This is a genomic window from Neisseria sp. HMSC078H04, assembly GCF_001838135.1.
Classification (GTDB): Bacteria; Pseudomonadota; Gammaproteobacteria; order Burkholderiales; family Neisseriaceae; genus Neisseria.
This window is the reverse complement of the sequence record NZ_KV835834.1, coordinates 567-23,607: the sequence shown is the minus strand read 5'-3', so window position 1 is coordinate 23,607 and position 23,041 is coordinate 567. Positions and strand designations below refer to the sequence as shown.

Genomic DNA, 23,041 nt, shown 5'->3' with positions numbered 1-23,041 from the left:
AATAAACATCTTGGCGGGGTTTAACTGCCATATCAATCCTCCTTTACAAACGGATAAAACGGCTTGCCCCAATCCTTATCGGCATTTTTCTGAATAACCGACAGCATTACCGGCAGGATACTGCCCAAAATCTTACAGGCATCCTTTAATTGTTCGCGATTGGCGCTACTATTATAAGTCGCACCGCCATGCACCATCTGATTACGCAAAGTGTAAAGCCTGTCAAACAACACAAACAAGACTGTTGCCGTATCCTGCGCGACCAAAGCCGCATTTACTTTACGCCGCTCTTTTTCAAAGCATTCCAAATAAGCAGCTTCAGAAATATAGCCGTTATGGAAATCCCAAAATTCCTGAAACACATAGCGATTGCCCAATAAAGATCGAATCGCACCCGAAAATTCCTTCCACACCAAAGCATAAATCTGCTTATCCGTATCCAGCGCACAGACCTTATTTAAAAAAGTCTGAAATTTGTTTCGATCCGCAGGCATGGTTCGTCCATCCAGCTCATAAGCATAAGCCGCATTAAACGCAATCCACATAGACTGGAAGGCAAAATCCCAATCCTGTACCGACCATCTTTCCTCCGCCTTTTCCAGCCAGCTCAAAGAGCGGTGGATACGCAAGCGGAAGTGTTCCGAGTAAGTATTTTTATGGTCTTGATAATATGTCTTGATTCCAGATAAATTCATTGCCATTCCCTTTTAGCGTATCGATAAATTCACTTCATATGCACGGAATATCCTGCAATGGAATGAAGCAAATTATAATACACCCTTCATAATATTTTTTAAAAATAATATATTGCACTTACTGAGGCCGTCTGAATATTCAGACGGCCCAGGCCATCAATTAAACAAATGAATAATAATCATTCTTTTCTTTTTTAACAGCTCCCGCCTTAACCAATCTACCTAATGCTAAAGCAGCATGTTCCCCCTTATAGTGCTCTGTCCAATCCTCAAAATCAAAATAGTGCTGTGATTCTATCAAAGCTTTTATTGCCTCAAGTTGTTCATCCGACAGATTAATATTATTGTGCCGTTGCAAAAACTGATTAAAAATTTCTTTATCCGGTAAAACAAATTGGTATGTTTTAATTGGATTACTTCCTCCCAATACCATAGCTAACATATTTCCAAAACCAAATTCATTTTTCTTACTTCCATCATCAATACAACGGATTATTCCAGCTTCACAAAGTGCATTCAAAGCATCATCACAGGTGCAATTTTGATGAACATGTTTAAAGTGATTATTATAAACATCCTCCCATTCATCAAATGTAAAGGTTTCTTTATTATCAATCAAAAGCATACCTACAGTTAATTCTATTTTAGAATTACTACCTACTAGCCTATTTCCCCAATACCCCCAAAATCTAGCACTTAATTCTGTTGAATATGTTTCCTTCTCATTTGAAGGCTGGTCATCCATCAATTCATCGGGCATTTGCTCCTTTTGGGTTAACCGAACAAATTTTTCATCCAGCTCGATTTCATCCTGCGTCCAATTTTTACGTTTAACCTTGCTTGGCTGACCAAACACCTGCTCAATTGCCGCCACAATCTTCATTGTGACTGTTTCCAATTGTTTCAGATGTTCTTCTTTTTGCTTGATGGTAAAGATAGAATTCATTTTACCGAGCTTTTCATACAAATCCGAACTCAGGTCATCAAAGCCGTTTTCTAACAAATCCAACTTGAAGCCGCTTAAAGTTGCATTGATTTGCTTGTTTTCTTTGATGGTACGCAAAATAGCACGTTGATATTTTTCATCTACGGCAAACAATCTTCGCATAAGCAAGGTTTGCTTTTCAGACGGCTGATCCAGGCTGGCAAGAAAGGCATGCAGCGACTGTTTGTGATACAAATACTCTTCTTTCATAATAGAACTGTATGCAGAAATACCGGCAATTTCGATATCGTAATCGTCCAAAGTATCGGCAATTTCTGCCATAATTTCTTCAAGCTGGTCATATGGGCGCAAATCTGCTTTATTTAGAACGATATAGAGCGGTTTCTGGCTGTATTGTCCTGCATGATCTAAAAAGTCCAAATCGCTTTTTGAAATCGTACCGTTGGAATCCAAACCAATCAGCCACAGCAAAGCCTCGGAATTTTGGACAAACTCTTGCGCCGTTTTTACATCTTCCGCGGTATGTCCGTCTGCCACATCAGACGGGTTGTATCCCGGCGTATCGATAAAGCACAAATGCTCAAACTTCATCGGCGTCGTCATAAACACAAAAGGCATGATGGTTTTAAGGTTGAAACCAAATGACCGGATAAAATTATGAGACAATTTTTGTTGAAAATCAGGATCAATCTTCAGCAAATCAATCACACCACCGTTCTGACTGCAACCGATCACGCCGTTTTCCTGACCGTTTAAGGCATAAGTCGGAATGGCAGTAGTCGGTTCGATGCCGATAGGCAGTCGGATATTGGGATCCTCAAACAAACTGCTGATAAATTCGGATTTACCGGCGCTAAAACCTCCGGCAATGGCAATCGAGCGTTTTTTGTAAAATTCCGGGTAAGCGCCAATGACTTTTAATTCATCACCAATTGCCTGCAATTCTAAAAATGCCGCCGCTTCATCTTTCAAGGAATCTTCCTGATTGGCAAATTCTAAAAACTCTCCTCCCAAAAGCTGAAAATACTGTCGTACACCGGGATTCAGATTATTGGCCGATAAAAGGTCTGCAATCAAAGTCTGACGCAATTCGCTTTCCGACAAATTTTTCTGTAATTGCTCTAATTTTTTTTGTGCCTGCTCAAGCTGTTTTTTCAATTCAGGCAGCTCTTGCTCTGCCTGATTCAATTGTTCTTGCATGATGTCTATGCTCTTAAGTTGCTGTTTGATTTGTTCAAGAATTTCCAAGGCTTGTTGTTTCTTACCAAACATCAAGCCCAAAGGAATGCTCGGACTAATCCATTCTTTCAATTGATCTACTGAATGATGAGACATATTTATTCCTTGCAGGCCGTCTGAATTTTTCAGACGGCCTGATTGATTTTGATTAAGCGGCGGACTGCATCAAACCTGCCAATTCTTTTTGAATACCTCGATAATTAAATAAGCTCGCTTCTTTATTTTCAATTTCACTCAGCAGTTGTTTCAGGTTATTTTCCAGATCTGCGGTCAACTCTTTTGCCAAGTCAATTTTTTTAAGGTTGCTTACCAAAGTTGTCATATAGGCAGAAATATCTTTATTAACCACGTCTTTAAGATTGGAAATATAATCTTCTGCATCATCAATAAATGATTCTGCCTCATAACCTGTTAACTTACCTGTCTTTTTCAGGCTTTTAGGTATATCGTCTTCTAATTTAAATGAAGCCTCAGGAATACGCGCCAAAACATTTTTTACCGCACGGGCAATAATATTGACATCCAACTCTCCGTCACCCATTGCCTCCCTCAACGCGCTGACGACTTGGCTGTAGATTTTCTTTTTCCAAGCCTGTGAATAGCTTTCAGACAAATGGCCCAATTCATCTTCCAAATTAGAACGAATTTCTTCAATTGCGCGACGAATCGGTTTGGCTTTTACTGTGGTGTAAGAATATGATTCAGTTCTAGTCCTGGTTTCACGCTTTGGCCCCCTCAAGAAATCCCAAAATTTGCCTCGAGATATTTCAACTTCATACTCTTCTTCATAGTATTCGGTTTCCGACCCCTGAGCATTATCGGAAACACTGTCAAAACGGCGCATTTCACTTTTCAATTTGTCTTTTAATTGCTTGCTCAAATTCAGTTTGATATCCGAAATCAAATCATCATACACGCCGCCCACATTGGCATCGATTGTGGCTTGCTGCTTTTTGAGTTCGGCTTCTTGCTTGCGCAATTCGTCCACATCGGCATGCTGAATCTGATGAATCTGCTCATTGATGAGCTCGGCCCATGCTTTTAAATAGCCTTGTAATGCGGTACGTTTGCCATTTTCAAAATCAATGCGCCGTTGCGCCAAAATTTGTTCTTTATTGGCAGTTACTTCACTCACTATTTGATGTATCTGATGAATATTGGCCAATTGGTTTAATGCATTTTTAGCCAATTCTTCATGACTGAAAACATCAGGGAATTTTTGATTCAAATTGCGCCATACGTGTTGCAAATTGGCATCCCAAGTATGCTGCTCATCAAAACGCTGCTGCATTGAAAACGCTACGCTTGAAGAGCAAATAACGTTGTTTTTGCTCAACTTGTCCGCAGCCACTTTCATTGACGGATATTCTTGGACTTGTTTGGCCAAAACATTACGCGCATGCTTGGTCAAATTGTCAGAAATACGTTCCAAAACATGAATAGGATCGCTCAAGCCTTGACTTTCACTGCCAAACAATTGGTTATCCACCTGGCTGGCGATAAGATAAGCTTGCTGCGTCCCCTCTTTAGTCGTTACCTGATGCATCAAATCGGTATCCTCACTGCTGAGGAATTGTCCCGAAGGAGAAACAATCAATACGACATCGCAGTGTTGCAACAATTGGTTGGTGCGTTCGCCACGAGATGTCACAGGGTCATTAATTCCCGGGGTATCAATGATTTGCAGGCCCTGCAAACCTTTTTCCGGAATATGCAATGTAACGGACTTGGTAAACGGCATGAACGCTCCGCTTGACCCAACAAATTGGTTCAATACGCCATTCATCAACTCTTCCACACTACCCGCTGAAATCGTACGGTATTGCTCCAAATCGCTTAATGATTTGCCTGATTCTTTAATACGGCAATATTGATCATATGAAGCAAAAGACGGATCGTCCTTCATCTCCCGTTCGGCTTGAGATTTGGCCTTATTGCGGCATTCTTGCTGCTCTTCCGCCGATAAAGAATTAACACCCTTTTTTCTCTTAATTCTCTCAGCATTTTCCAGCTCTTTTTCTTTAACTTTACTATCTAACGCTTTTTGGAAAAAATCATATTTGACTTTAATTTCATCAATGTCTTGTTGAGTAAAAAAGTCCACTTCTGCGCTGACATTTTCACTGTATTCCATAATGGTCAGCGCAGCTGTCATCGGTGTGGCTGCTTTGGGCAAAATGTCGTTACCATTGAAAAGCAAGGCATTGAGCATGGAGCTTTTCCCTGCCTTCACACGCCCGATAATACCGATACGCAACACACGGCCTTGTTCTGCAAAGCTATCTAAAACTCTCTGCCACTCTTCGCTTTTCTGAATTGCATGTTCCTGCTTCAAAGCCAAGGCATCATGACTGAAATTATTTTTATTTACGAATTCTTCAATTTGGTTGTTTAACTGGATGATATCCATGAATAGATCCTTAATATTTTTGAGAGTATCTATTTTTTCAGACGGCCTTCGATATTATTGAGGCCGTCTGAAAATGATTAGGCAAACAAATAACGGTTTGCCGCTGTAGTCAACTGTTGCTTGCCGCTTTCCAACTCACTAATTGTGCTTTCCAACTCGGCGGCTTTTGCTGCTTTTTCTGCCTCTGCAGCTTCAATCTCATTGCGTTTTTGTTGCAGCTGCTCCTCAAACTGTTCACTGACTTGATTAATCAGGGCTGTAATATTCTGATTCATTAAGTCAGGCAATACGGTATTAAGCTGCTGTTGAATTTGTGGAATGACATTATTGATAATTGCCTGCTCTACTTGTTCACGCTGTCTGCGCTCCTTCTCTCCTTTTGTAAATAAAGAAATAATTTCAGGCAGGAAGAGCAACACCGCACCTACAATACCAAATACACCACCAAGCAATGCTTTCAATGTTGTCGAAGTCACATTAACCATAATTGCTTTAGATATTGATTTTAATGCTGTATTAGCTACTTTTCCGAAAGCGTCTGCCCCGCTATTGGCCAATACATCCATTGCAATGCCACCCAAACCGCCATCCGGCAAAGTAGCTAATTGTGCATTGATACCATTGCCCATTTCTTCTATCAAATCTTGGCTAATGGCTCGGAAGCGGGTCTGAACGGCGGAAAGCAGTGCATTTTTTGTAATGTCATTCAGCTCGCGCTCAAATGCACCTTGGTTATTGATTGCCAAATCAACCAGTCGCATTTTTTGCTGCAAAATCGCAGATGTGACAGCCTGATTGATGACAGATACGCTATCTCGTGAATAACGCTGCTCGACATCATTGATTGCAGATTGTTTTTTGGCTTCAATACCTTGCAGGCTGTTTTGCAGGGCAGATAAAGTTTCTTCGATTTCTTTTCTATTTGATTTAAATGTAGAAATTTTGACATTGATGCTTTGTATTAATCCTGTATAGTTTTCACGCAATTCATCAATAAACAAAAGTTTAAACAATTCATCAGGATTGACTGCAGTCAAAATATTTTTAAGGTTATTGCCACCATCCATATCTAAAAGGGCAATTTGTCCCATATAGTCAAAATCGTCTTCCAGTTGCTCGGCAATTTTTTGTTGTACTGCTTTAACATCATCAGGTGCACGCAAATTGGTTTTGCTGATACAGAATGCAAAGCCTTTTCCAATTTGTTGGAGATTGTCAATTTCACGCTTCATGCTCAATGTAATGTTTCCGTCTTCAATGCTGGTTAGGAATACAAAGAAAACGCCACGCTCCAGGTAATTCAAAATAGCTTGGTTATGGTTTTCAATCGGCGCATCAAATCCTGGCATATCAACCAATACCAAAGGTTGAATGGCTTTTAAATTTTCATTATTTAAATAAACACGCAAATTTTTGAAGTTTTGTGCATTATCTTTTAAGCGTGCAAAATCAGCCAATTGATGACGTTCAACCGCACCCGAAGCCGTTACTGCTTCAATATAGTTGCTATCGCTATAACGCAATTCTGTTGCTAATGCAGTTTCCGGAGTCACAGCAGTCGGCAAAATCTCATTGCCTAAAAAAGAATTGAGCAATGTACTTTTTCCCGCGCTAAATCCGCCAACCACCGGTACAATCAGCTCTGCATCCGTAATATTTCCTTGAATTTCCGATAATTTGTTATCTGAAATTTCCAAAGGGGAAATGATGTTCTTAACTTCACCGATATAATCTAAAAATTGCTGTTTGCTGTTCATAAAATAAATTTCTCCTGAATAAAAATTAAATGGAAATGACTACTTTCTGCTATTTGTGCCGATTAGGCCTTACTGAACGAACTCATTAGCAGACAAAAACCCATTAGACCAAAAATAAAACAAGAAATAAGTTCCAAGTTCCCCCTGTACGTTACGTTCCAATCAAGCCAAGATGTACTATACATATAGATTAGCCCTATAATTGCCCTAATTCCGCCTCTTTGCATAAACGCAACAGGCAACATGATGAATCCAAGTATGATTTGCCACATGTTATTAGCCCTTCGTATGGTTATTGATATAGTTTTTTAATTTGCCGATTATCTTTTCCTGCAACTCTTGCGGACTGACAATTCTTGAATGCGGTATCCAATATTGGACGATGGGGATAACTTCAATTTCGTTAACATTTTTGCAGGCAATCAACAGGCCACCGTTATCGAGGCGACGAATAACCTCCTGATTGGGTAACAGCTTGCGCCGCAAAAAGTAATGTGCAGCCTGTGGGCTGATTTGAATAATGATTTCACTGACTTGATTACCATACGAGATGCTGTCGGTATTTTGAATTTTCTCTACAAACCCTACATCTGGAACATATGTCTTTGAGGTTGTTTGCAGCTAGGATGTTTGAGTAAAGCAATAGGTCTTTTCTCGACCATTTTCGAGTCCGATAAGATACCAAATACCGCTTTTATTAATGAGCCGGTAAGGATCTAAAGTACGATGGCTTTTACTGCCATCGGCTTTGGTGTAATTAAAGCTAATGGTTTGCTTTGCTTCTATAGAATGTGTTACCAAATCAAAATCTGATTGGCGATGACGAATATTTTCGTATTGATGGCCTTTGATGATAATGCTTTGACGCAGGCTTTCTTGAAAAAAGCGGCGGTCCGCTTCAGGGAAAAGGTCTTGTAAGCCTGCAAAATGACAAATACGGCGGATTTCGTCTTTATTCAGACGGCCGTATTGGTTTTGATCCAGACGGTAATAACGTGTACCTGTAGTTTGCAATAAAGGGGCAAGACGATTGAGATCACGTTGGGCTGTACGCAATGAAATGCCATAGCGCTCGGGCAAACTTTGAATATCAATCGTTTCCCCTTGATTTAGACGTGTCAGAATATCTGCCAAACGGATGCCTAGTGCTTCCTGTGCTTTAGTACGCTGGCTCATAGTAGATAAATTTTCGTTTTCGTATGTAATGGCAGAATTTTATGTTGCAGTCACGACAGGTACTGTCGCTCTTTTTTGCTTTGCGTATTTTTATAATTCATTAATAAACTTTGGCAATTCTACCTTATTATTCAACACAGCAATTATTTAATTTACATTTAATTTACACTTTCTGTTTTAATGATGCAGTTATATCCCTTTTTTTAATTTGCTGTTTCATTGAGCAAATGCGATAGCCCAAGGCCGTCTGAAATTCAGTTTTCAGACGGCCTTTTTAAAGAGCCTGCTCGGATTGTTATCAATTTACCCGGTTTTGCATTATAATTGTGCAAATTTGACTCACTCGAAAGAAAATAAATTGGAAGGATTACAACAACTTGTAGATTTATTGGTGGGTTTTGTCGATTGGATATTGAAATTACTGGCATTCTTGTTTTAAACTACGTCCCATTCTTTTATACATTAAAGACGTATTTTCATCATGCAAACCGCGCAACGCTCTGCTACTTTCTTCTATTGGTACCACACAAACGTGCGGTACTTTTTTGCGCTTGTCTAAAACAGACCAAATTGAAAATACGCAAATTAGAGCCGCCTCATTTGAGCGGCTTTTTTTATACCCACCATGGCCGCTTAAATCCACCCATTTTTAAGAAATAAGGAATACAGCCATGACTGCCTCAACTAAAATCCACAGCCAAACACAAATGTTACACACCTGCCGCATGGTCGTTGACAGCAACAGCCACCACAGCATGCTCAACATGCACACTTTGCCTGATTCGCCTGACAGCCTCATCAGCGAAGCCCTGATTCCGCAAGTACGCACCATCGCGACCTTGATTGCCGCAGAGCGCCACGACTTCAATCAAAGCAGCCCCAACGTTTTTACTGATGAAGCGGACTTCTTTGCGGCGCGTATTTTGGTTTTGGGCGTACGCCGTTTCCATTTGGACATTACCCTGCTACCTATGCTCAAGACTGCCAACAAACGCGCCGAAGCTTTCGCCAAACGCCATCATATGCCCTTCTCTCCCGCTGAAATGCAAATGTCCCTGCACACCCGCCGCCCTGCCAACCTGCTGATTATCGAAACCGAACACGAAATGCCTGCGCTGGGCAATCTGGCTGCCAACAGCCGTGCATTTGCAGCGCAACTTTCCAATATTATTTTGTAAAACCACTTGAAAAACAGGGAAATGGTTTAATATTAGGCGAACACACTCCGCCGAAATCTCGGCAAAGACAAACTTCTCTCAGGAAAAACAATGAAAAAACTGATTGCCTTAGCCGCCCTTTCCACTTTTGCCCTCGCTGCCTGCAAAGACAATACCCAGGCGCAGCTTGAGCAGCAACAAAAACAAATCGAAGCATTACAACAACAGTTGGCACAACAAAACGGCCAACAAGAAGACAATACGGTTTACCAGCTTACGCCTGAAGCCGTGAAAGACACCATTCCTGCCGAAGCACAAGCCAACGGCAACAATGGCCAACCGGTAACCGGTACAGACGGCCAACAATACATCTACGACCAATCTACCGGCAGCTGGCTGCTGCAAAGCTTGGTGGGTACGGCAGCCGGTGCATTTATCGGCAACGCATTGGCGAACAAATTCACACAGGCACGCAATCAAAACAGCCCGATTGCACGTCAAGCCCGTGCCAACTATTATCAAACCGCACGTCCAAACGGACGCACCAGCCAACAGCTGAATACGCGTACCCTGCGTGCCCAACAGCAAAATGCGCAACAACAAAACGCTCAACAGCAACAGCGTTACCGCGAAACCGCGCGTCAGCCTTCCAATTACCGCCGCCCAAGCATGGGTCGGGGCTTTGGCCGCCGTCGCTGATTCGGTTTATATCCCATCTTTGATATAAACGCTCCCAATATAAAAGGCCGTCTGAAAATCAGATTTTCAGACGGCCTTTAGCCCTTCTCTATTTTCTTATTGCAGACTTGTGGGTCTGTCTGTATGCGTTATTCCCAGAAGTCTCGCGGAGCATCCAATACAGGTTTGACGATGCCGGTACGGATGGCGAAATCGCCAAAACCTTCATCATCCAAACGGTTTCGAGACCAATCTGCCACCCAGCCTTCGACAATTTCAAGGATTTCAGGTTCAGTAATGTTTTCTTTAAACAGGCGCGGAATGCGGGTGCCTTCGCGGTTGCCGCCTGCGTAAAGGTTGTAGCGACCGACTGCTTTACCGACCAAACCGATTTCCGCCAACATGGCGCGACCGCAACCGTTGGGACAACCGGTTACGCGCAAAACGATGTATTCGTCTTCCAAGCCATATTTGGCGAACATTTCATCAATTTTATCGGAGAATGTCGGCAGGAAGCGTTCGGCCTCCGCCATCGCCAGCGGGCAAGTCGGCAAGGCAACGCAGGCCATTGAGTTCTCACGCTGGATGGTAATCGATTTGCTGATAAGGCCATGCTCTTTGGCGATTTTATCAATCGTGTCTTTCAATTCGGGCGGTACATTGGCAACCACCAGATTTTGGTTGGCAGTCAGACGGAAGTCGCCGGGATGGATTTTGGCAATTTCGCGGATACCTGTTTTCAACGGTCTGCCGGGATAATCGAGCAGGCGGCCATTTTCAATAAACAAAGTCAAATGCCAGTTGCCTTCATGCCCTTGTACCCAGCCGATATGGTCGCCGCGATGGGTAAATTCGTAAGGGCGGATGGGTTCAAACTTAATGCCCATGCGCCTTTCTACTTCTTCTTTGAACACATCAACGCCGACGCGTTGCAGCGTATAGCGTGTACGCGCTGCTTTGCGGTCGCTGCGGTTGCCCCAGTCGCGCTGGGTGCTGACAACAGCTTCGGCGGCGTTGAGGGTGTATTCGAGCGGAACGAAACCAAATTCGTAAGAAGTATTCGGATAGGTTTTGGTATTACCGTGTTCGCTGGATAAACCGCCGCCGACCAATACATTGAAGCCCACCAACTTGCCATTTTCTGCAACCGCCACAAAACCCAAGTCGTTGGAATGAATGTCCACATCGTTATCGGGCGGAATCACGACGGCGGTTTTAAATTTGCGCGGCAAATAGGTTTTGCCCAAAATCGGCTCTACGTCGTCGGCAATTTCTTTATTGCGCGGCTCGGTCGGCCCGGTTGTAAACACTTTTTCACCGTCCAGCCATACATCGGCATATGCCATGGTGCGCGGCAGAAGGTGCATACTGATGCGCGCCGCCCATTCATAGGCTTCTTGATGTAAAGTGCTTTGCACAGGATTGCTGGTACACAACACATTGCGGTTGACATCGCTGGCTGTGGCAATGGAATCCAAACCAAGTTTGTGCAATGCCTGATGTGCCTGTTTTAAATCGGTTTTCAAAATGCCGTGGTATTGGAAGGTTTGACGGTTGGTCAGGCGGATAGAGCCGTAAATCGTATTTTCACCGGCAAATTTGTCGATACCCAGCCACTGCTTCGGCGTAATGATGCCGCCGGGCAAACGGCAACGCAACATCATGTTTTTTAAAGGCTCAAGTTTTTGTTCGGTACGCTCGGCACGGATATCGCGGTTGTCCTGTTCGTACATACCGTGGAAGCGGATAAGCTGAAAGTTATCGGCAGTAAAGCCACCGGTAAAGTCGTCTTTCAACTCCTCCTTAATCGTACCGTGCAGATAATCGCTGCGCTCTTTCAAGGCTTCGTTGCCGGACAAAGGCGTCTCAGGCAGCTTGGCTCGTGGGTCGGTTGTGGTAGCAGTCATTGAAGCACTCCTTATTTTTGGTATAGGCGTTACTTTAATGAGGCCGTCTGAAAATGAGAAAGAATGGTTTGTTTGTTTTAAAGACGATTTTGTTATATTGGTTTGGAACATAAAAAGGCCGTCTGAACTTTGCTTTCAGACGGCCTTGATATTGGACGGGACAAACCGATTAGGCTTGTTTGTTCCAACGTTCGATAGATTCTTTGATGACTTGTTTCGCTTCTTCTACATCGCCCCAAGATTCAACTTTAGTGGTACCTGCTTTTTTCAGGTCTTTGTAGTGGTTGAAGTGGAACTCGATTTGTTTGATCAGTTGTTGCGGCAAATCGGCCAAAGTTTTGTAGGCGTTGCCGTTGTTGCGGTCGTCGGCTGGAACGCAGACGATTTTGTCGTCCACTTCGCCGTCGTCAACGAATTTCATCACGCCGATAACGCGTGCTTCCAGGAAAATACCGGTTGCCAAAGGCTGCTCGGTCACCAGCAATACGTCCAATTCGTCGCCGTCTTCGTCCAAAGTTTGCGGAATGAAGCCGTAGTTGGTCGGCTTAGCGAAAATTGCCGGTTCAACGCGGTCGAGTTGGAAAGCGGCCAATTTGCGATTCCATTCGATTTTGTGGTTGCTGCCCGCAGGGATTTCGTTGACAACGTTGATGATGCCGCCGTCCACATCGCCCGGGGTCAGGATTTTATTGAAGTCTGCCATGATGGTTTCCTTTGATTTTAAAGAGAGTCAAACGGCGAAAGTATAGCAAACCCAAGGCCGTCTGAAAATGTGAAACTGTCGTATTCAGACGGCCTTTTTGGCATTCAGCCTTTTGACCAATTCTAAAATTGCACGTTTATTGGAAGGGGAAAACACTTTTTCCGCCGCTTCTTCCGCGCTAAACCAACCGTAGGCAACGTGTTCGTCCGGTTGTAGGACGATGGGCGTATCACGTGGAATTTGGGCGGAGAAGATGTGTTCGCGGTTTTCAAAAACGCCTTTGGGATAGCGATGGCGCCAGTGATGATAGATTTCATAAACGGTGCTGTCGTGCCAGTTTTCCAGCTGTCCGTCTGCAAGGCGGATACCGGTTTCCTCCCACACTTCGCGCCATGCGGTTTCTTCGATACGCTCGCCTTCTTCCAAGCTGCCGGTAACCGACTGCCAAAAACCTTGCGGCGCCGTGCGTTCAATCAGCAGGATATTGCCGTCTTTATCATACAAAACAACCAAAGCGGAAACGGGATACTTCAAAGGCTTATCGCTCATGACTTGTCCTTGCCGGTTTGGTTGGGGAGGCTGATTTTTTGTAGTAAGTAAGCCAAAAGGTTTTCCATGTATCACTCAAAAATGGGAAATTGATATTCAGACGGCCTTTGCCGTAAATCCGCAAAGGCCGTCTGAAATTATACCTGATTTAATTGCGCCAGTTTCCGAGACACCAGCTCTGCCGCTTCTTCCGGCGACTTGGCCTTCAACCCTGCTTCGCCAAAATACGAAATTTTAGGCAAATCACACAAAAACTTATCGACGTCTTGCGCCGTCAAAAAGCGGCCGTGCAAATCAAATCCGACATTTAAAGCACGCCCTTTGATTTCCGCCACCCTGTCATGCAAATGGCCGTATAAGTGATACCAACCCTGATAGCAGCCGTCCCATTCCTGAATCGGATAGTGAAAGAGAACCAGCGTATTCTTAATTTCCGGCGATTTGAGTTTCAAATACGACCGTATGGACGACAGCAGCGGATGACCGTCATGCTTGGTTTGGCTGCGGAAAAAATCAGCATGCTGCCGAATCACATGATCATGATTGCCGTAAATCAAGTGATGTTGCCCGTTCAAACGCGACAAAACGCGCTCTATCTGCTTATGATCTTGGGCAAAGGAAAAATCACCCAAGTTGTACACCGTATCTTCAGGCGTAACGGTTTCATTCCATGTCCGGATTAAAAATTCATCCATCTGCTCCACGTTATCGAACGGTCGAAATTGCGGGCAGAATTTGGCGATGTTTTTATGTGAGAAATGTAGGTCTGATGTGAAGTAGGTTTTGCTCATGCCGTGCTCTCTGCGTTGCAAGCTTGAATCGTATCACGCGCGGGCGTATGCTGAGTAATGTTTATTGTGTGCTTCAAGGAGTTTTTATGCGTTTGGTTATTGCCGCGCCGGCCAACGGCGCAATATTGAAGGACGCGCTCAAAGCGCATTTGCAAAACGACCCGCGCGTCAGCAGCTTGGTCGATTTATCCTCACCCGAAAGAAGCTATCCGCAACTCTCGTTTGCCGCGGCCGAAGAAGTCGCGGCAGGACATGCCGACCGTGCGCTGTTGATTTGCGGCACCGGTGTGGGCACGGCAATCGCCGCTAATAAGGTGCGCGGCATACGGGCGGCAACGGCGCATGATTTACTCACCCTCCGCGGCTCGGTGGAAAACTATGATGCGCAGGTTTTATGTATGGGGCAAAACGTCATTGCCGCTCCGGCCGCTTGGGCATTGGTCAATATCTGGTTGGACTTGCGCCACAACACAAGCAGCGGTTATGCGCCTAAGGTTGGCGAAATCGAAGCGTATGAGCGCGGAAAATAAATACGCGTTGCTCCATATATTTTCAAACGGCCTTACAACTGTCTCAAAAACGCCTGAATAAACGCGATTTTATCTAATTCCGACATAGCATTGAATGCTTCCTGATACTCGTGGATGTAATCGATTAAAGGATAAAATTCTTCATCAACATGGCGTTTGTCCAGTTTGCGGCCGATATTGCCCTCGTTGCTTCGTCCTAAAAACTTGGAAATCAGGTAATACGGCGATTTGAGTTTGAACAGCATTTCGCCGTTTTGGGCATCAAATACCATAAAGCCTTCGTGTTCCACATTTTTCAGACGGCCTTTCAGCTCGCCGAACGTGATGTTTTTCAGCGTTTCAGGACGGCGAACTCCGTATTGTTTGCCGATTTCGTCCAATTCCGCTTCAGTAAACTGACGGCCGGTCGCCACGTCGATGCAGCCGATTAGGGTTTCACCCAATTCTTCGCGGATGATGTGTACGTCTTTCGCATCTGTGATTTCGAACAAAAAAGTATGGTTCGGATATGCACGGAACAATGTTTCGTATTGTGCGCAATGTGCGGCGGTCATGTCGGCAAACGCGCTATCAAGCGAACCTGTAGTCGAATACAGCACTTTGCCGTCAAACGCTGCGCCGTGAGACGGATGGCCGTCTGAAAGCGAGACGAAAGTGCAGCAACCGAGGAAGCCGTTTACTTTCACCACCGCGTCCACCAGTCTCTCGTCACCGATTCTGATCGGATAGCGGCTGCCTTTGGCAATACGTTCCGAATAGTTGAATACTTTTTTAAACGGACGCACGATAATTCGATTATGCGCATCGATAATCAAACCGCGCATTTCCAGCAAAGCATCATCAAAGCGGTTGTTATAGAACACGCTGCGTGCGTATTTCAACACGCGCAATTCAGGATAACGCTTGGATGCTTTGCCGGTAAAGTTGCGGCTGCCGTGTTGCAGATAGTGATCGGTCACAAAGGTTTGCTGCGCCTCATCAAACACCAGCGGCTTATGCTCGATAGCCTGCATCTGTTTGATTTTTTCTAACTGCTCCGCATTTGCCGGTTGCACGGCCTCGATATGGATTTCGTTTGCCACACGGTTTTGGTTCAACTTGATATACGCCGCCAACACGTCATGCTCTTTTACGCCGTGTAGGTTGGGATAGAAATTGTGCAATCGGTAGATCTCTGTTTCAAAACCGCTTTTCTCCGCCTGATCCAATAAATGACGGCAACGCGAAGCTTTTTGGTTGGTATTGGAATGAATGATCAAAATATTTCGATTCGGATTTTGGCGTCCAAGCCTCAAAGTTTCAGTCATCAAGGCATTGCCGCGTTTCTGCGCCTTATCCACTGCTTCGCCCGACCAACGATATTCACCGTATTCATCGGTAATGAACAAATCATTTTCAATACGGACAACTTCCGCATCCGGATACTGCGCTTTAAATTCGGCGGCTTTTTGTTCGGCAAAAGTCGATTTTCCCGAACCCTGATGACCGCGTATTAAGATAAATTTTTGCATTTTGTTTCCTTATTCTTTTTCTCAGCTTGTCCTGAATAAATAGGCCGTCTGAAAAAATATTTCTACCCTTTTTTCAGACGGCCTTAGCTTCAGTTCACAGCTGCCAACGGCGTTTTCTCAATCTCTTCTACCCAGAAATCTGTACCCATACCTCGTTCGGCAAAGGAACCAATCAGGGCAAACACTTGGTCGGAGAAGCCGCCGATGTTCAAGATATCCTGACGGTTTCGTGCTTGAGCCTTGGTGTAAGGCTGGATATCCAGGCAAACGAGTTTGGCTTCGGGACAGCGTTTTTTCAGGATGTCCCATTCTTTCATCAGACTGGTTTTACCACCCCATCGTTGGCTGTCATCTGCCCAACTTTCGTTGTCTGACACGATGACGACCAAATCCACTTCAGCTTTTTCACGGTTCAACATGGCGATCGGTGCGCTGCATGCCGTTCCGCCGCCGCCGATATTGGCGAGTTTTTCGGCGTTGGTCATGATACTGTCGCGCGGATTGAGCTGCACGTTTACCGTGATTTGTTCAAACGGTATCACGCGGGCTTGCGGATTGGTACGCAACATGGCGGCGGATACGAGCGCGGCAATGTCGATGCAGCGGGTTTTGCTGGTCGCGCTGCCGCGATAGCCTGTAACCGAGCTGTGCATAGAGCCGGAAACGTCCGGACAAACCACGACTTTGCCTTGGATGGCCGGTACGTTTTGTACGGCGGTTTCCATCGCATCTTGCAGGGCTTCACGGATTTCAGACGGCATTTGATTAGATGTTGCCTGATACGCGGTCAGCAATTGGTAAGGCAGGACGCGGGCGCGGGCAATGGCGGTTTCGTCACGCAGTTTTTCTGCCACCATTTTGATGTTTTTGCTTTTGGCAAACACTTCGTGGCGCAGGAAAGTGTTCAGGTTTTGACGAACCTGCTGCCATGAACCGTTACAGGCAATTTGCGCCCAGTCGCCGCTGTTCAATTCCAACGCAGTGAGCATTTGGAAAGGAACGTCGGGCAATGCGCCTTGGCGGCTTTGTTTGTAGTCTTCAAAAGCGCGGGTAATGGGCGGCAATGTTTCGAGGTCGTACGGTTTGCCGATCAGCCATGCAAACCATGCAGCACGCCATGCTTCACACGGTTTGGGGTGCACCATTTTAACCACGTCTGCCAGCGACGGCGAATTGCCGATAGCAGCGTTCAACAGTTGTTTTTCGGTAGCGGTCAAAAGCCAAGTCTGCATCAGCTTTTTCGGACGGTTGCCGAAGGATTTTCTGCCGACTGCGCCGCTGCGGATAATTTGTGCGAAGTTACGCAACATTTTACCGTTGTCCACCACTTGGTCGAATACACGGGCGAGTATGTTCACATCTTTTTGCGCCAACACGGCAAGCAACAGCGCAGGCATATCTTTCATCAAACCTTTTTGACGGGCATATACGGCAGTTTTGGCGATAAACTCGGCATCCAGGCTTTCTGCCAATTTCAACACTTGGTCAAGCTGACTTTGGGCGTCGGCATAGAAGGTATTGTTCAGACAACCGGTAGCGGCAAGCTGTGCCAGCTGTTGTTTGGGTGTCAGCGTGTAGGCGATGCCGCCGGCTTCATTATGGGTATCGGTTTTAGTAAAACGGTTTTTAATCGATTGAAACAAGGTAGTATTAGCCATTTTCATTTTCTTTCATATTGTTGGTTTGAGGCCGTCTGAACTTGTTTTAGCTTTGTTTTTCAGACGGCCTTGAATGGGTGGCAGTGTGGCGGCTAAAGATGAAGAGAAGCGTTTTTAACTGAAAGCTAATGTATTCTCTTCCGGGCATCCGCCTACTGCCGTAGGGCGACCAGTTTAATTAGGATCATTCAGGTTTGTAGCAAGCAAGGAATGTAATCCTAATGGCATTCGCCCATAAGGGGTGGCACATTGGGCAACAAAGAGTGGAGAAATTTTTACGCGCTCTATCCACTGAGCTACTCTGCCATAGTTGGCGGCAGAGACGGGACTCAAACCCGCGACCTCGCGCTTAGTAGGCTGTAATTCCTCCGGCATTTGCCGTTTGCACCAAAAACAGTTTTTATATCAGCCCGCCTGAATATTTCAGACGGCCTCGAATGGGGGCTGCGTAGCGGATAAACATGAAGAGAAACGGTTTTAACGTAAAAGGTTCATGTATTCTCTCCAGACATCCGCCTGCTGCCGTAAAAGTAATATGGCACGCAACAAGTTTTTAAGGGAAACATGCCTTTACTCTACCAACTGAGCTACTCTGCTATTTTGGATAACAGAGACAGGACTCGAACCTGCGACACAAGGATATCCATGTTGTAGTTTCCCTAGGCATTTGCCTGCCATATTGAAAAAGGGTGGGCGACTAAATAAACAAGACGTTCAACGTCTATCAGACGAGACAGGATTCGAACCTGTTAATCCAAATGTAGTCTTGTTGGCATTCGCCCTGTAACCACACAGCAACTAAATTTACGGAAAATTTTTCTCCGGTAACTGTATTTCCCGAAGCATCTGCTGTATCGTTACATTCACAACATAGCCAACAGCGTGCCAAGAATGGAATTTTTATAAATATAATTTTTAATTTATTGAATATAAAGAAAATATATTTTAAAGTGGCTTTTATTAGCAAGAAGCGTAGAATACTAAAAAATATATTTATAGATAGTTATATAGAAAATAAAATATAAAAGGATATATGATGCGATTCGATGATTTGGACAAACGCCTGCGGTTAAGTAAACGGCAAATTTGTCTTAGAAAAAATAATTTAAAGGCCGTCTGAAACATGAATACCAACCCTAAAAAACAAGTCGCCGTCAGCTTTCTCGGCACGGTGTTGGACAGCGGTTTCGGTCAAGGGCGTTGGCAGAAGTGGCGGCCGAATGTCGCCATGAATCAGCGTCAGGATTTTCATCTTGACCGCATGGAGCTATTTTATGCGGAAAAATACCGCGAACTGGCGGATCATGTAAAAGCCGATATTCAGCGGGTGTCGCCCCACACAGTCGTCAATCTCGTGCCTATGGAGCTGGCAAACCCGTGGGACTTCTCCGAGGTTTATACCAAGCTGCACGATTGGGCAGCAAGCTATCCATTTGATACAGAAGAGGAAACCTATCTCACCCACATCACGACAGGTACACACGTTGCCCAAATCTGCCTGTTTTTATTGGTGGAATCGTGTCAAATTCCCGGAGTACTTTTACAAACCGCCCCTCCCAAAAACCAAAGACGCAGTATGGAGGACGGCAATGTCGGCAGTTATGAAATCATCGATTTGGACTTGGCTCGTTACGACGTACTGGCCGAACGCCTTGCCGCCGTACGCGATGACGCAGTGCGCTACCTGAAAAGCGGTATTTCCACCCAAAACGCCGCTTTCAACCGCATGATTGCCGAAATCGAACAGGTCGCACTCAACTCCCCTTCCCCCATTCTGCTTTCCGGCCCCACAGGCGCAGGCAAATCCATGCTGGCACGCAGGATTTTTGAATTAAAAAAAGCGCGCCATCTGATTAAAGGCACGTTTGTCGATGTAAACTGCGCCACCCTTCGCGGCGACGGCGCAGCATCTGCCCTGTTCGGCCACAAAAAAGGCGCCTTTACCGGTGCTGCAGAAAAGCGTGAAGGCTATTTGAAAACCGCCGACGGCGGTGTATTGTTTTTAGATGAAATTGGCGAATTGGGCTTGGACGAGCAAGCCATGTTGCTCAAAGCCATTGAAGAAAAACACTTTTATCCCGTCGGCAGCGACAGCGAAGTCAAAAGCGACTTCCAACTTATCGCCGGCACCAACCGCGACCTACGCCACGAAATCCGCGCCGGACGCTTCCGCGAAGACCTGTTCGCCCGCATTAATATCTGGAATTACCCACTACCTGCACTCGCCAACCGTCGCGAAGACATCGAGCCCAACGTCGAACACCAGCTCGCCTTAGCCTCGCAAGAACTCGGCCGAACCACCCGCTTCAACAAAGAAGCCCTGGCCACCTACCTCGACTTCGCCCACTCCAACCAAGCACCATGGCGCGGCAACTTCCGCGACCTCGCCGCCAGCATCATGCGCCTGGCCACACTCGCGCCGCAAGGCAGGATACAAGTAGAACAAGTCCAAGCCGAAATCGAACGCCTCAAATGGTTATGGTCGGAAGAACCCTTTTCAGACGGCCTCCTACATAACAGGCCGTCTGAAAAAGCACAAGACTACCCCGATAAAATCGATTGGGACACATTGGATTTATTCGACAAACTACAACTGCAACACGTTATCGACGAATGCCGCAAACATCCCAACATGGCCGCCGCCGGCCGTGCATTGTTCAACGTCTCCCGAACAGAAAGGGCAAAAGTCAATGACAGCGATCGACTGAGAAAGTATTTGCAACGGTTTGGACTGGAATGGGGGGATATTTAAATAGAGTGGGCAGACTAGTTCATTTTGAGAGCATTATTTTTTATCATTTATAAAAAACAAAAGGCATCAATCTGATGCCTTTTTATTTTCGTTAACATAAAAAATTAACGTTCATACCAACGTTTGGTCGATTCACGAATCACTTCTTTGGTTTACTTCAAAAATGCCGCATGATAGGTAATATGCTCACCAATAAAACTGGCAATGAAGTAATAGCTATGATCGTAGCCTTTATGGAAGCGCACATCGGCCGGTTGATTTGCTGCACGACAGGTTTCGATAAAATCTTCGGTGCGTAATTGTGTTGGCAAAAACTCATCTTCCAAACCCTGATCAATGCGCATACCTTGCACTTTATAGCCTTGTTGGATCAGCGAGCTGGCATCATATTGCTGCCATTTTTCGCGATCTTTCCCTAAATAGGCAGAAAAGGCTTTCTCCCCCCAAGACACGAGGCTAGGCGATAAAATGGGCGAAAAGGCAGAAACACTTTGATAACATTCCCGATTTCTCAGCGCCAATACCAATGCGCCGTGTCCGCCCATTGAATGTCCCATAATGGAACGTTTGCCATTGGTAGGAAATTTTTCCTCAATCAGACTAGGCAACTCATTCAAAATATAATCATACATTTGATAATTCGTCGCCCAAGGTTGCTCGGTCGCATTCAGATAAAAGCCCGCACCCTGCCCCAAATCGTAAGCATCATCGTTCGGCACTTGCTCTCCGCGAGGGCTGGTATCGGGGGCAACCACAATCACTTGATGTTCTGCCGCATAACGCTGGAAGCCTGATTTGGTAATGAAATTTTGTTCCGTACACGTTAAACCGGAAAGCCAATAAATCACACCAAGCGGTCGATTTTCCGGATTATTTGGCAAATAGACGGCAAATTTCATTTCGCATTGAAGCGTTTGGGCATGGTGTGCCCAAACTTGTTGCGAACCACCAAAAATTTGATGTCGTTCAATCAGTTTCATCGCGTACCTTAGTAATGAATAACAGCGCGGATCGATTTACCTTCATGCATTAACTCAAAGGCTTCATTGATTTGATCGAGTGTCATTGTGTGGGTCACAAATGGTTCTAACTCGATGTCGCCTTTCATTGAATCTTCCACCATTTTCGGCAGTTCAGAGCGGCCTTTAACGCCACCAAACGCCGTGCCTTTCCAAACACGACCTGTTACCAACTGGAACGGACGAGTTGAAATTTCTTGTCCTGCACCTGCTACGCCGATGATAATGGATTGTCCCCAACCACGGTGTGCACTTTCTAATGCTTGACGCATCACGTTTACATTGCCGATACATTCAAAGGTATGGTCAATACCCCATTTATTAATGTCTAACAACACATCTTTAATTGGTTTATCGTAATCGTTCGGGTTCAAACAGTCAGTTGCACCAAACTGTTTTGCCAACTCAAATTTTGAGGGATTGGTATCAATGGCGATAATGCGACCGGCTTTGGCTTGACGCGCACCTTGCACCACCGCCAAACCAATCGCCCCCAAGCCAAACACGGCAACAGAGTCACCTTCTTGCACTTTTGCCGTATTATGTACCGCACCAATACCTGTAGTAACGCCGCAGCCGAGCAAACATACTTGTTCGTGGTTGGCTTCTGGGTTGATTTTCGCCAGTGAAACTTCGGCAACAACTGAGTATTCGCTGAAGGTCGAACAGCCCATATAGTGATAGATCGGCTGACCTTGATAAGAAAAACGCGTCGTACCGTCCGGCATTAAACCTTTACCTTGTGTATCACGCACTGAGACGCATAAGTTGGTTTTACCTGAACGGCAAAACTCACATTCGCCACATTCAGCGGTATAAAGAGGAATAACGTGATCACCTGGTTTTACGCTTGACACACCTTCGCCTACAGCAACAACCACACCCGCACCTTCATGCCCAAGTACCACAGGAAACACGCCTTCCGGATCGCTTCCTGATAACGTAAATGCATCAGTGTGGCACACGCCCGTGTGGGTATTGCGGATTAACACTTCGCCTTTGCGTGGCATTTCTACGTCGATTTCCACAATTTGTAAGGGTTGATTTGGTGAGAATGCCACCGCCGCACGAGATTTGATGGTTGAATTGGTTTGTTTAATTTCCATTATTTTTGCCTTTTAATTCATTAATAAAGTTATCTAGCCTAAGTGAGATAACAATAGGTTATACTTTGACCTCCACTCTAAAGCAAGCATTTTTGCAATTTTGGCTCCGACGGTAGCATGATCACCTGAAGGATCGCCATACAATCGATAATTAAAGGCTTCCGAATATTTCCCTAAGTCATGCAACTTTCCCATCTGGCAGGCAATTTCCTGTGCCCCAAATACTCGCGCAAACTCCGCCGCCATTTCCCCAACATTTACCGAATGACTTTGCAAGGTTTGCCAATGTTCGTAAGGCAAGAGATTGCCGAGTTCATCTTGGGCAAAATGAGCATAGTAAATTAGGGGTTTCATATTGAAATTCTAAAAAAATTCAAACTGATATCATGCAATGATAATATGATATTAAATTTAATATGTAAATATAAAAAATGCCGTCTGAAACTTTTTCAGACGG

At 45.1% G+C, this 23,041-nt stretch carries 17 protein-coding genes and 1 pseudogene; 4 read left to right on the top strand and 14 right to left on the bottom strand.

Going from position 1 to position 23,041, the window contains the following annotated elements:
* Positions 1-32: 32 nt before the first annotated feature.
* From HMPREF2560_RS04415 to HMPREF2560_RS04390, 5 genes and pseudogenes are all read right to left on the bottom strand, one after another.
* The gene (locus HMPREF2560_RS04415) at positions 33-695 is read right to left on the bottom strand and encodes a HEPN domain-containing protein (RefSeq protein WP_083306207.1); all 663 of its coding nucleotides are present in this window, start codon (positions 693-695) and stop codon (positions 33-35) included.
* A gap of 160 nt (positions 696-855) precedes the next feature.
* On the bottom strand, positions 856-2,976 hold the full coding sequence (locus tag HMPREF2560_RS04410; RefSeq protein ID WP_070608726.1) for a dynamin family protein: 2,121 nt from the start codon (positions 2,974-2,976) through the stop codon (positions 856-858).
* A 52-nt stretch (positions 2,977-3,028) separates the two neighbouring features.
* Complete coding sequence (locus HMPREF2560_RS04405) at positions 3,029-5,290, bottom strand: dynamin family protein (protein ID WP_070608725.1); 2,262 nt, start codon at positions 5,288-5,290, stop codon at positions 3,029-3,031.
* A gap of 77 nt (positions 5,291-5,367) precedes the next feature.
* A complete protein-coding gene (locus HMPREF2560_RS04400) occupies positions 5,368-7,047 on the bottom strand; it encodes a dynamin family protein (protein WP_070608724.1) in 1,680 nt (559 codons plus the stop codon).
* 276 nt (positions 7,048-7,323) lie between these two features.
* Positions 7,324-8,223, bottom strand: a pseudogene (locus HMPREF2560_RS04390) (WYL domain-containing transcriptional regulator).
* Between the two features lie 671 nt (positions 8,224-8,894).
* Here HMPREF2560_RS04390 and HMPREF2560_RS04385 point away from each other — a divergent pair.
* Both HMPREF2560_RS04385 and HMPREF2560_RS04380 read left to right on the top strand, forming a co-directional pair.
* Positions 8,895-9,401, top strand: coding sequence for a hypothetical protein (locus HMPREF2560_RS04385; protein WP_003685697.1), 507 nt, complete (start codon positions 8,895-8,897; stop codon positions 9,399-9,401).
* A 90-nt stretch (positions 9,402-9,491) separates the two neighbouring features.
* Complete coding sequence (locus tag HMPREF2560_RS04380; RefSeq protein WP_070608717.1) at positions 9,492-10,079, top strand: hypothetical protein; 588 nt, start codon at positions 9,492-9,494, stop codon at positions 10,077-10,079.
* A gap of 128 nt (positions 10,080-10,207) precedes the next feature.
* On the opposite strand, the gene cysI is transcribed toward HMPREF2560_RS04380, so the two are convergent.
* From cysI to HMPREF2560_RS04360, 4 genes are all read right to left on the bottom strand, one after another.
* Positions 10,208-11,965, bottom strand: a complete 1,758-nt coding sequence (gene cysI, locus HMPREF2560_RS04375; protein WP_070608715.1) for an assimilatory sulfite reductase (NADPH) hemoprotein subunit — start codon at positions 11,963-11,965, stop codon at positions 10,208-10,210.
* 169 nt (positions 11,966-12,134) lie between these two features.
* Positions 12,135-12,668: an inorganic diphosphatase gene (locus HMPREF2560_RS04370; RefSeq protein ID WP_003678634.1), complete on the bottom strand. Its 534-nt coding sequence runs from the start codon at positions 12,666-12,668 to the stop codon at positions 12,135-12,137.
* 84 nt (positions 12,669-12,752) lie between these two features.
* Positions 12,753-13,217 (bottom strand): dihydroneopterin triphosphate diphosphatase, encoded by a 465-nt coding sequence (gene nudB / locus HMPREF2560_RS04365; protein WP_070608714.1) that lies wholly within the window; start codon positions 13,215-13,217, stop codon positions 12,753-12,755.
* 137 nt (positions 13,218-13,354) lie between these two features.
* Positions 13,355-14,008 (bottom strand): metallophosphoesterase, encoded by a 654-nt coding sequence (locus tag HMPREF2560_RS04360; RefSeq protein ID WP_070608712.1) that lies wholly within the window; start codon positions 14,006-14,008, stop codon positions 13,355-13,357.
* 86 nt (positions 14,009-14,094) lie between these two features.
* Between HMPREF2560_RS04360 and HMPREF2560_RS04355 the strand changes: the two genes are divergently transcribed.
* Positions 14,095-14,538 carry an RpiB/LacA/LacB family sugar-phosphate isomerase gene (locus HMPREF2560_RS04355; RefSeq protein ID WP_070608710.1) on the top strand — a complete coding sequence of 148 codons (444 nt, stop codon included), beginning with the start codon at positions 14,095-14,097 and terminating at the stop codon, positions 14,536-14,538.
* A 32-nt stretch (positions 14,539-14,570) separates the two neighbouring features.
* Here HMPREF2560_RS04355 and HMPREF2560_RS04350 read toward each other — a convergent pair whose 3' ends face one another.
* Both HMPREF2560_RS04350 and HMPREF2560_RS04345 read right to left on the bottom strand, forming a co-directional pair.
* Positions 14,571-16,049: an RNA ligase gene (locus HMPREF2560_RS04350; RefSeq protein WP_070608708.1), complete on the bottom strand. Its 1,479-nt coding sequence runs from the start codon at positions 16,047-16,049 to the stop codon at positions 14,571-14,573.
* Positions 16,050-16,138: 89 nt separating this feature from the next.
* Positions 16,139-17,713 (bottom strand): vWA domain-containing protein, encoded by a 1,575-nt coding sequence (locus HMPREF2560_RS04345; protein ID WP_070608707.1) that lies wholly within the window; start codon positions 17,711-17,713, stop codon positions 16,139-16,141.
* 1,117 nt (positions 17,714-18,830) lie between these two features.
* Between HMPREF2560_RS04345 and rtcR the strand changes: the two genes are divergently transcribed.
* Positions 18,831-20,459 carry an RNA repair transcriptional activator RtcR gene (gene rtcR / locus HMPREF2560_RS04340; RefSeq protein WP_070608705.1) on the top strand — a complete coding sequence of 543 codons (1,629 nt, stop codon included), beginning with the start codon at positions 18,831-18,833 and terminating at the stop codon, positions 20,457-20,459.
* A 152-nt stretch (positions 20,460-20,611) separates the two neighbouring features.
* Here the strand turns inward: rtcR and fghA are convergent, their stop codons facing one another.
* The 3 genes from fghA to HMPREF2560_RS04325 are packed head-to-tail and all read right to left on the bottom strand — an operon-like array spanning position 20,612 to position 22,938.
* Complete coding sequence (gene fghA / locus HMPREF2560_RS04335) at positions 20,612-21,439, bottom strand: S-formylglutathione hydrolase (protein ID WP_070608703.1); 828 nt, start codon at positions 21,437-21,439, stop codon at positions 20,612-20,614.
* Positions 21,440-21,447: 8 nt separating this feature from the next.
* Complete coding sequence (locus HMPREF2560_RS04330; RefSeq protein WP_210385484.1) at positions 21,448-22,557, bottom strand: S-(hydroxymethyl)glutathione dehydrogenase/class III alcohol dehydrogenase; 1,110 nt, start codon at positions 22,555-22,557, stop codon at positions 21,448-21,450.
* 60 nt (positions 22,558-22,617) lie between these two features.
* Positions 22,618-22,938 (bottom strand): CRISPR-associated endonuclease Cas3'', encoded by a 321-nt coding sequence (locus tag HMPREF2560_RS04325; protein ID WP_070608699.1) that lies wholly within the window; start codon positions 22,936-22,938, stop codon positions 22,618-22,620.
* Positions 22,939-23,041 lie beyond the last annotated feature (103 nt).

Coding starts and splice junctions, on each gene's coding strand:
- HMPREF2560_RS04380 (WP_070608717.1), top strand. CDS start 9,492: ATGAAAAAACTGATTGCCTTAGCCGCCCTTTCCACTTTTGCCCTCGCT.
- HMPREF2560_RS04345 (WP_070608707.1), bottom strand. CDS start 17,713: ATGAAAATGGCTAATACTACCTTGTTTCAATCGATTAAAAACCGTTTT.
- cysI (WP_070608715.1), bottom strand. CDS start 11,965: ATGACTGCTACCACAACCGACCCACGAGCCAAGCTGCCTGAGACGCCT.
- fghA (WP_070608703.1), bottom strand. CDS start 21,439: ATGAAACTGATTGAACGACATCAAATTTTTGGTGGTTCGCAACAAGTT.
- HMPREF2560_RS04325 (WP_070608699.1), bottom strand. CDS start 22,938: ATGAAACCCCTAATTTACTATGCTCATTTTGCCCAAGATGAACTCGGC.
- HMPREF2560_RS04415 (WP_083306207.1), bottom strand. CDS start 695: ATGAATTTATCTGGAATCAAGACATATTATCAAGACCATAAAAATACT.
- HMPREF2560_RS04350 (WP_070608708.1), bottom strand. CDS start 16,049: ATGCAAAAATTTATCTTAATACGCGGTCATCAGGGTTCGGGAAAATCG.
- HMPREF2560_RS04355 (WP_070608710.1), top strand. CDS start 14,095: ATGCGTTTGGTTATTGCCGCGCCGGCCAACGGCGCAATATTGAAGGAC.
- HMPREF2560_RS04370 (WP_003678634.1), bottom strand. CDS start 12,668: ATGGCAGACTTCAATAAAATCCTGACCCCGGGCGATGTGGACGGCGGC.
- HMPREF2560_RS04400 (WP_070608724.1), bottom strand. CDS start 7,047: ATGAACAGCAAACAGCAATTTTTAGATTATATCGGTGAAGTTAAGAAC.
- HMPREF2560_RS04360 (WP_070608712.1), bottom strand. CDS start 14,008: ATGAGCAAAACCTACTTCACATCAGACCTACATTTCTCACATAAAAAC.
- HMPREF2560_RS04410 (WP_070608726.1), bottom strand. CDS start 2,976: ATGTCTCATCATTCAGTAGATCAATTGAAAGAATGGATTAGTCCGAGC.
- HMPREF2560_RS04405 (WP_070608725.1), bottom strand. CDS start 5,290: ATGGATATCATCCAGTTAAACAACCAAATTGAAGAATTCGTAAATAAA.
- nudB (WP_070608714.1), bottom strand. CDS start 13,217: ATGAGCGATAAGCCTTTGAAGTATCCCGTTTCCGCTTTGGTTGTTTTG.
- HMPREF2560_RS04385 (WP_003685697.1), top strand. CDS start 8,895: ATGACTGCCTCAACTAAAATCCACAGCCAAACACAAATGTTACACACC.
- rtcR (WP_070608705.1), top strand. CDS start 18,831: ATGAATACCAACCCTAAAAAACAAGTCGCCGTCAGCTTTCTCGGCACG.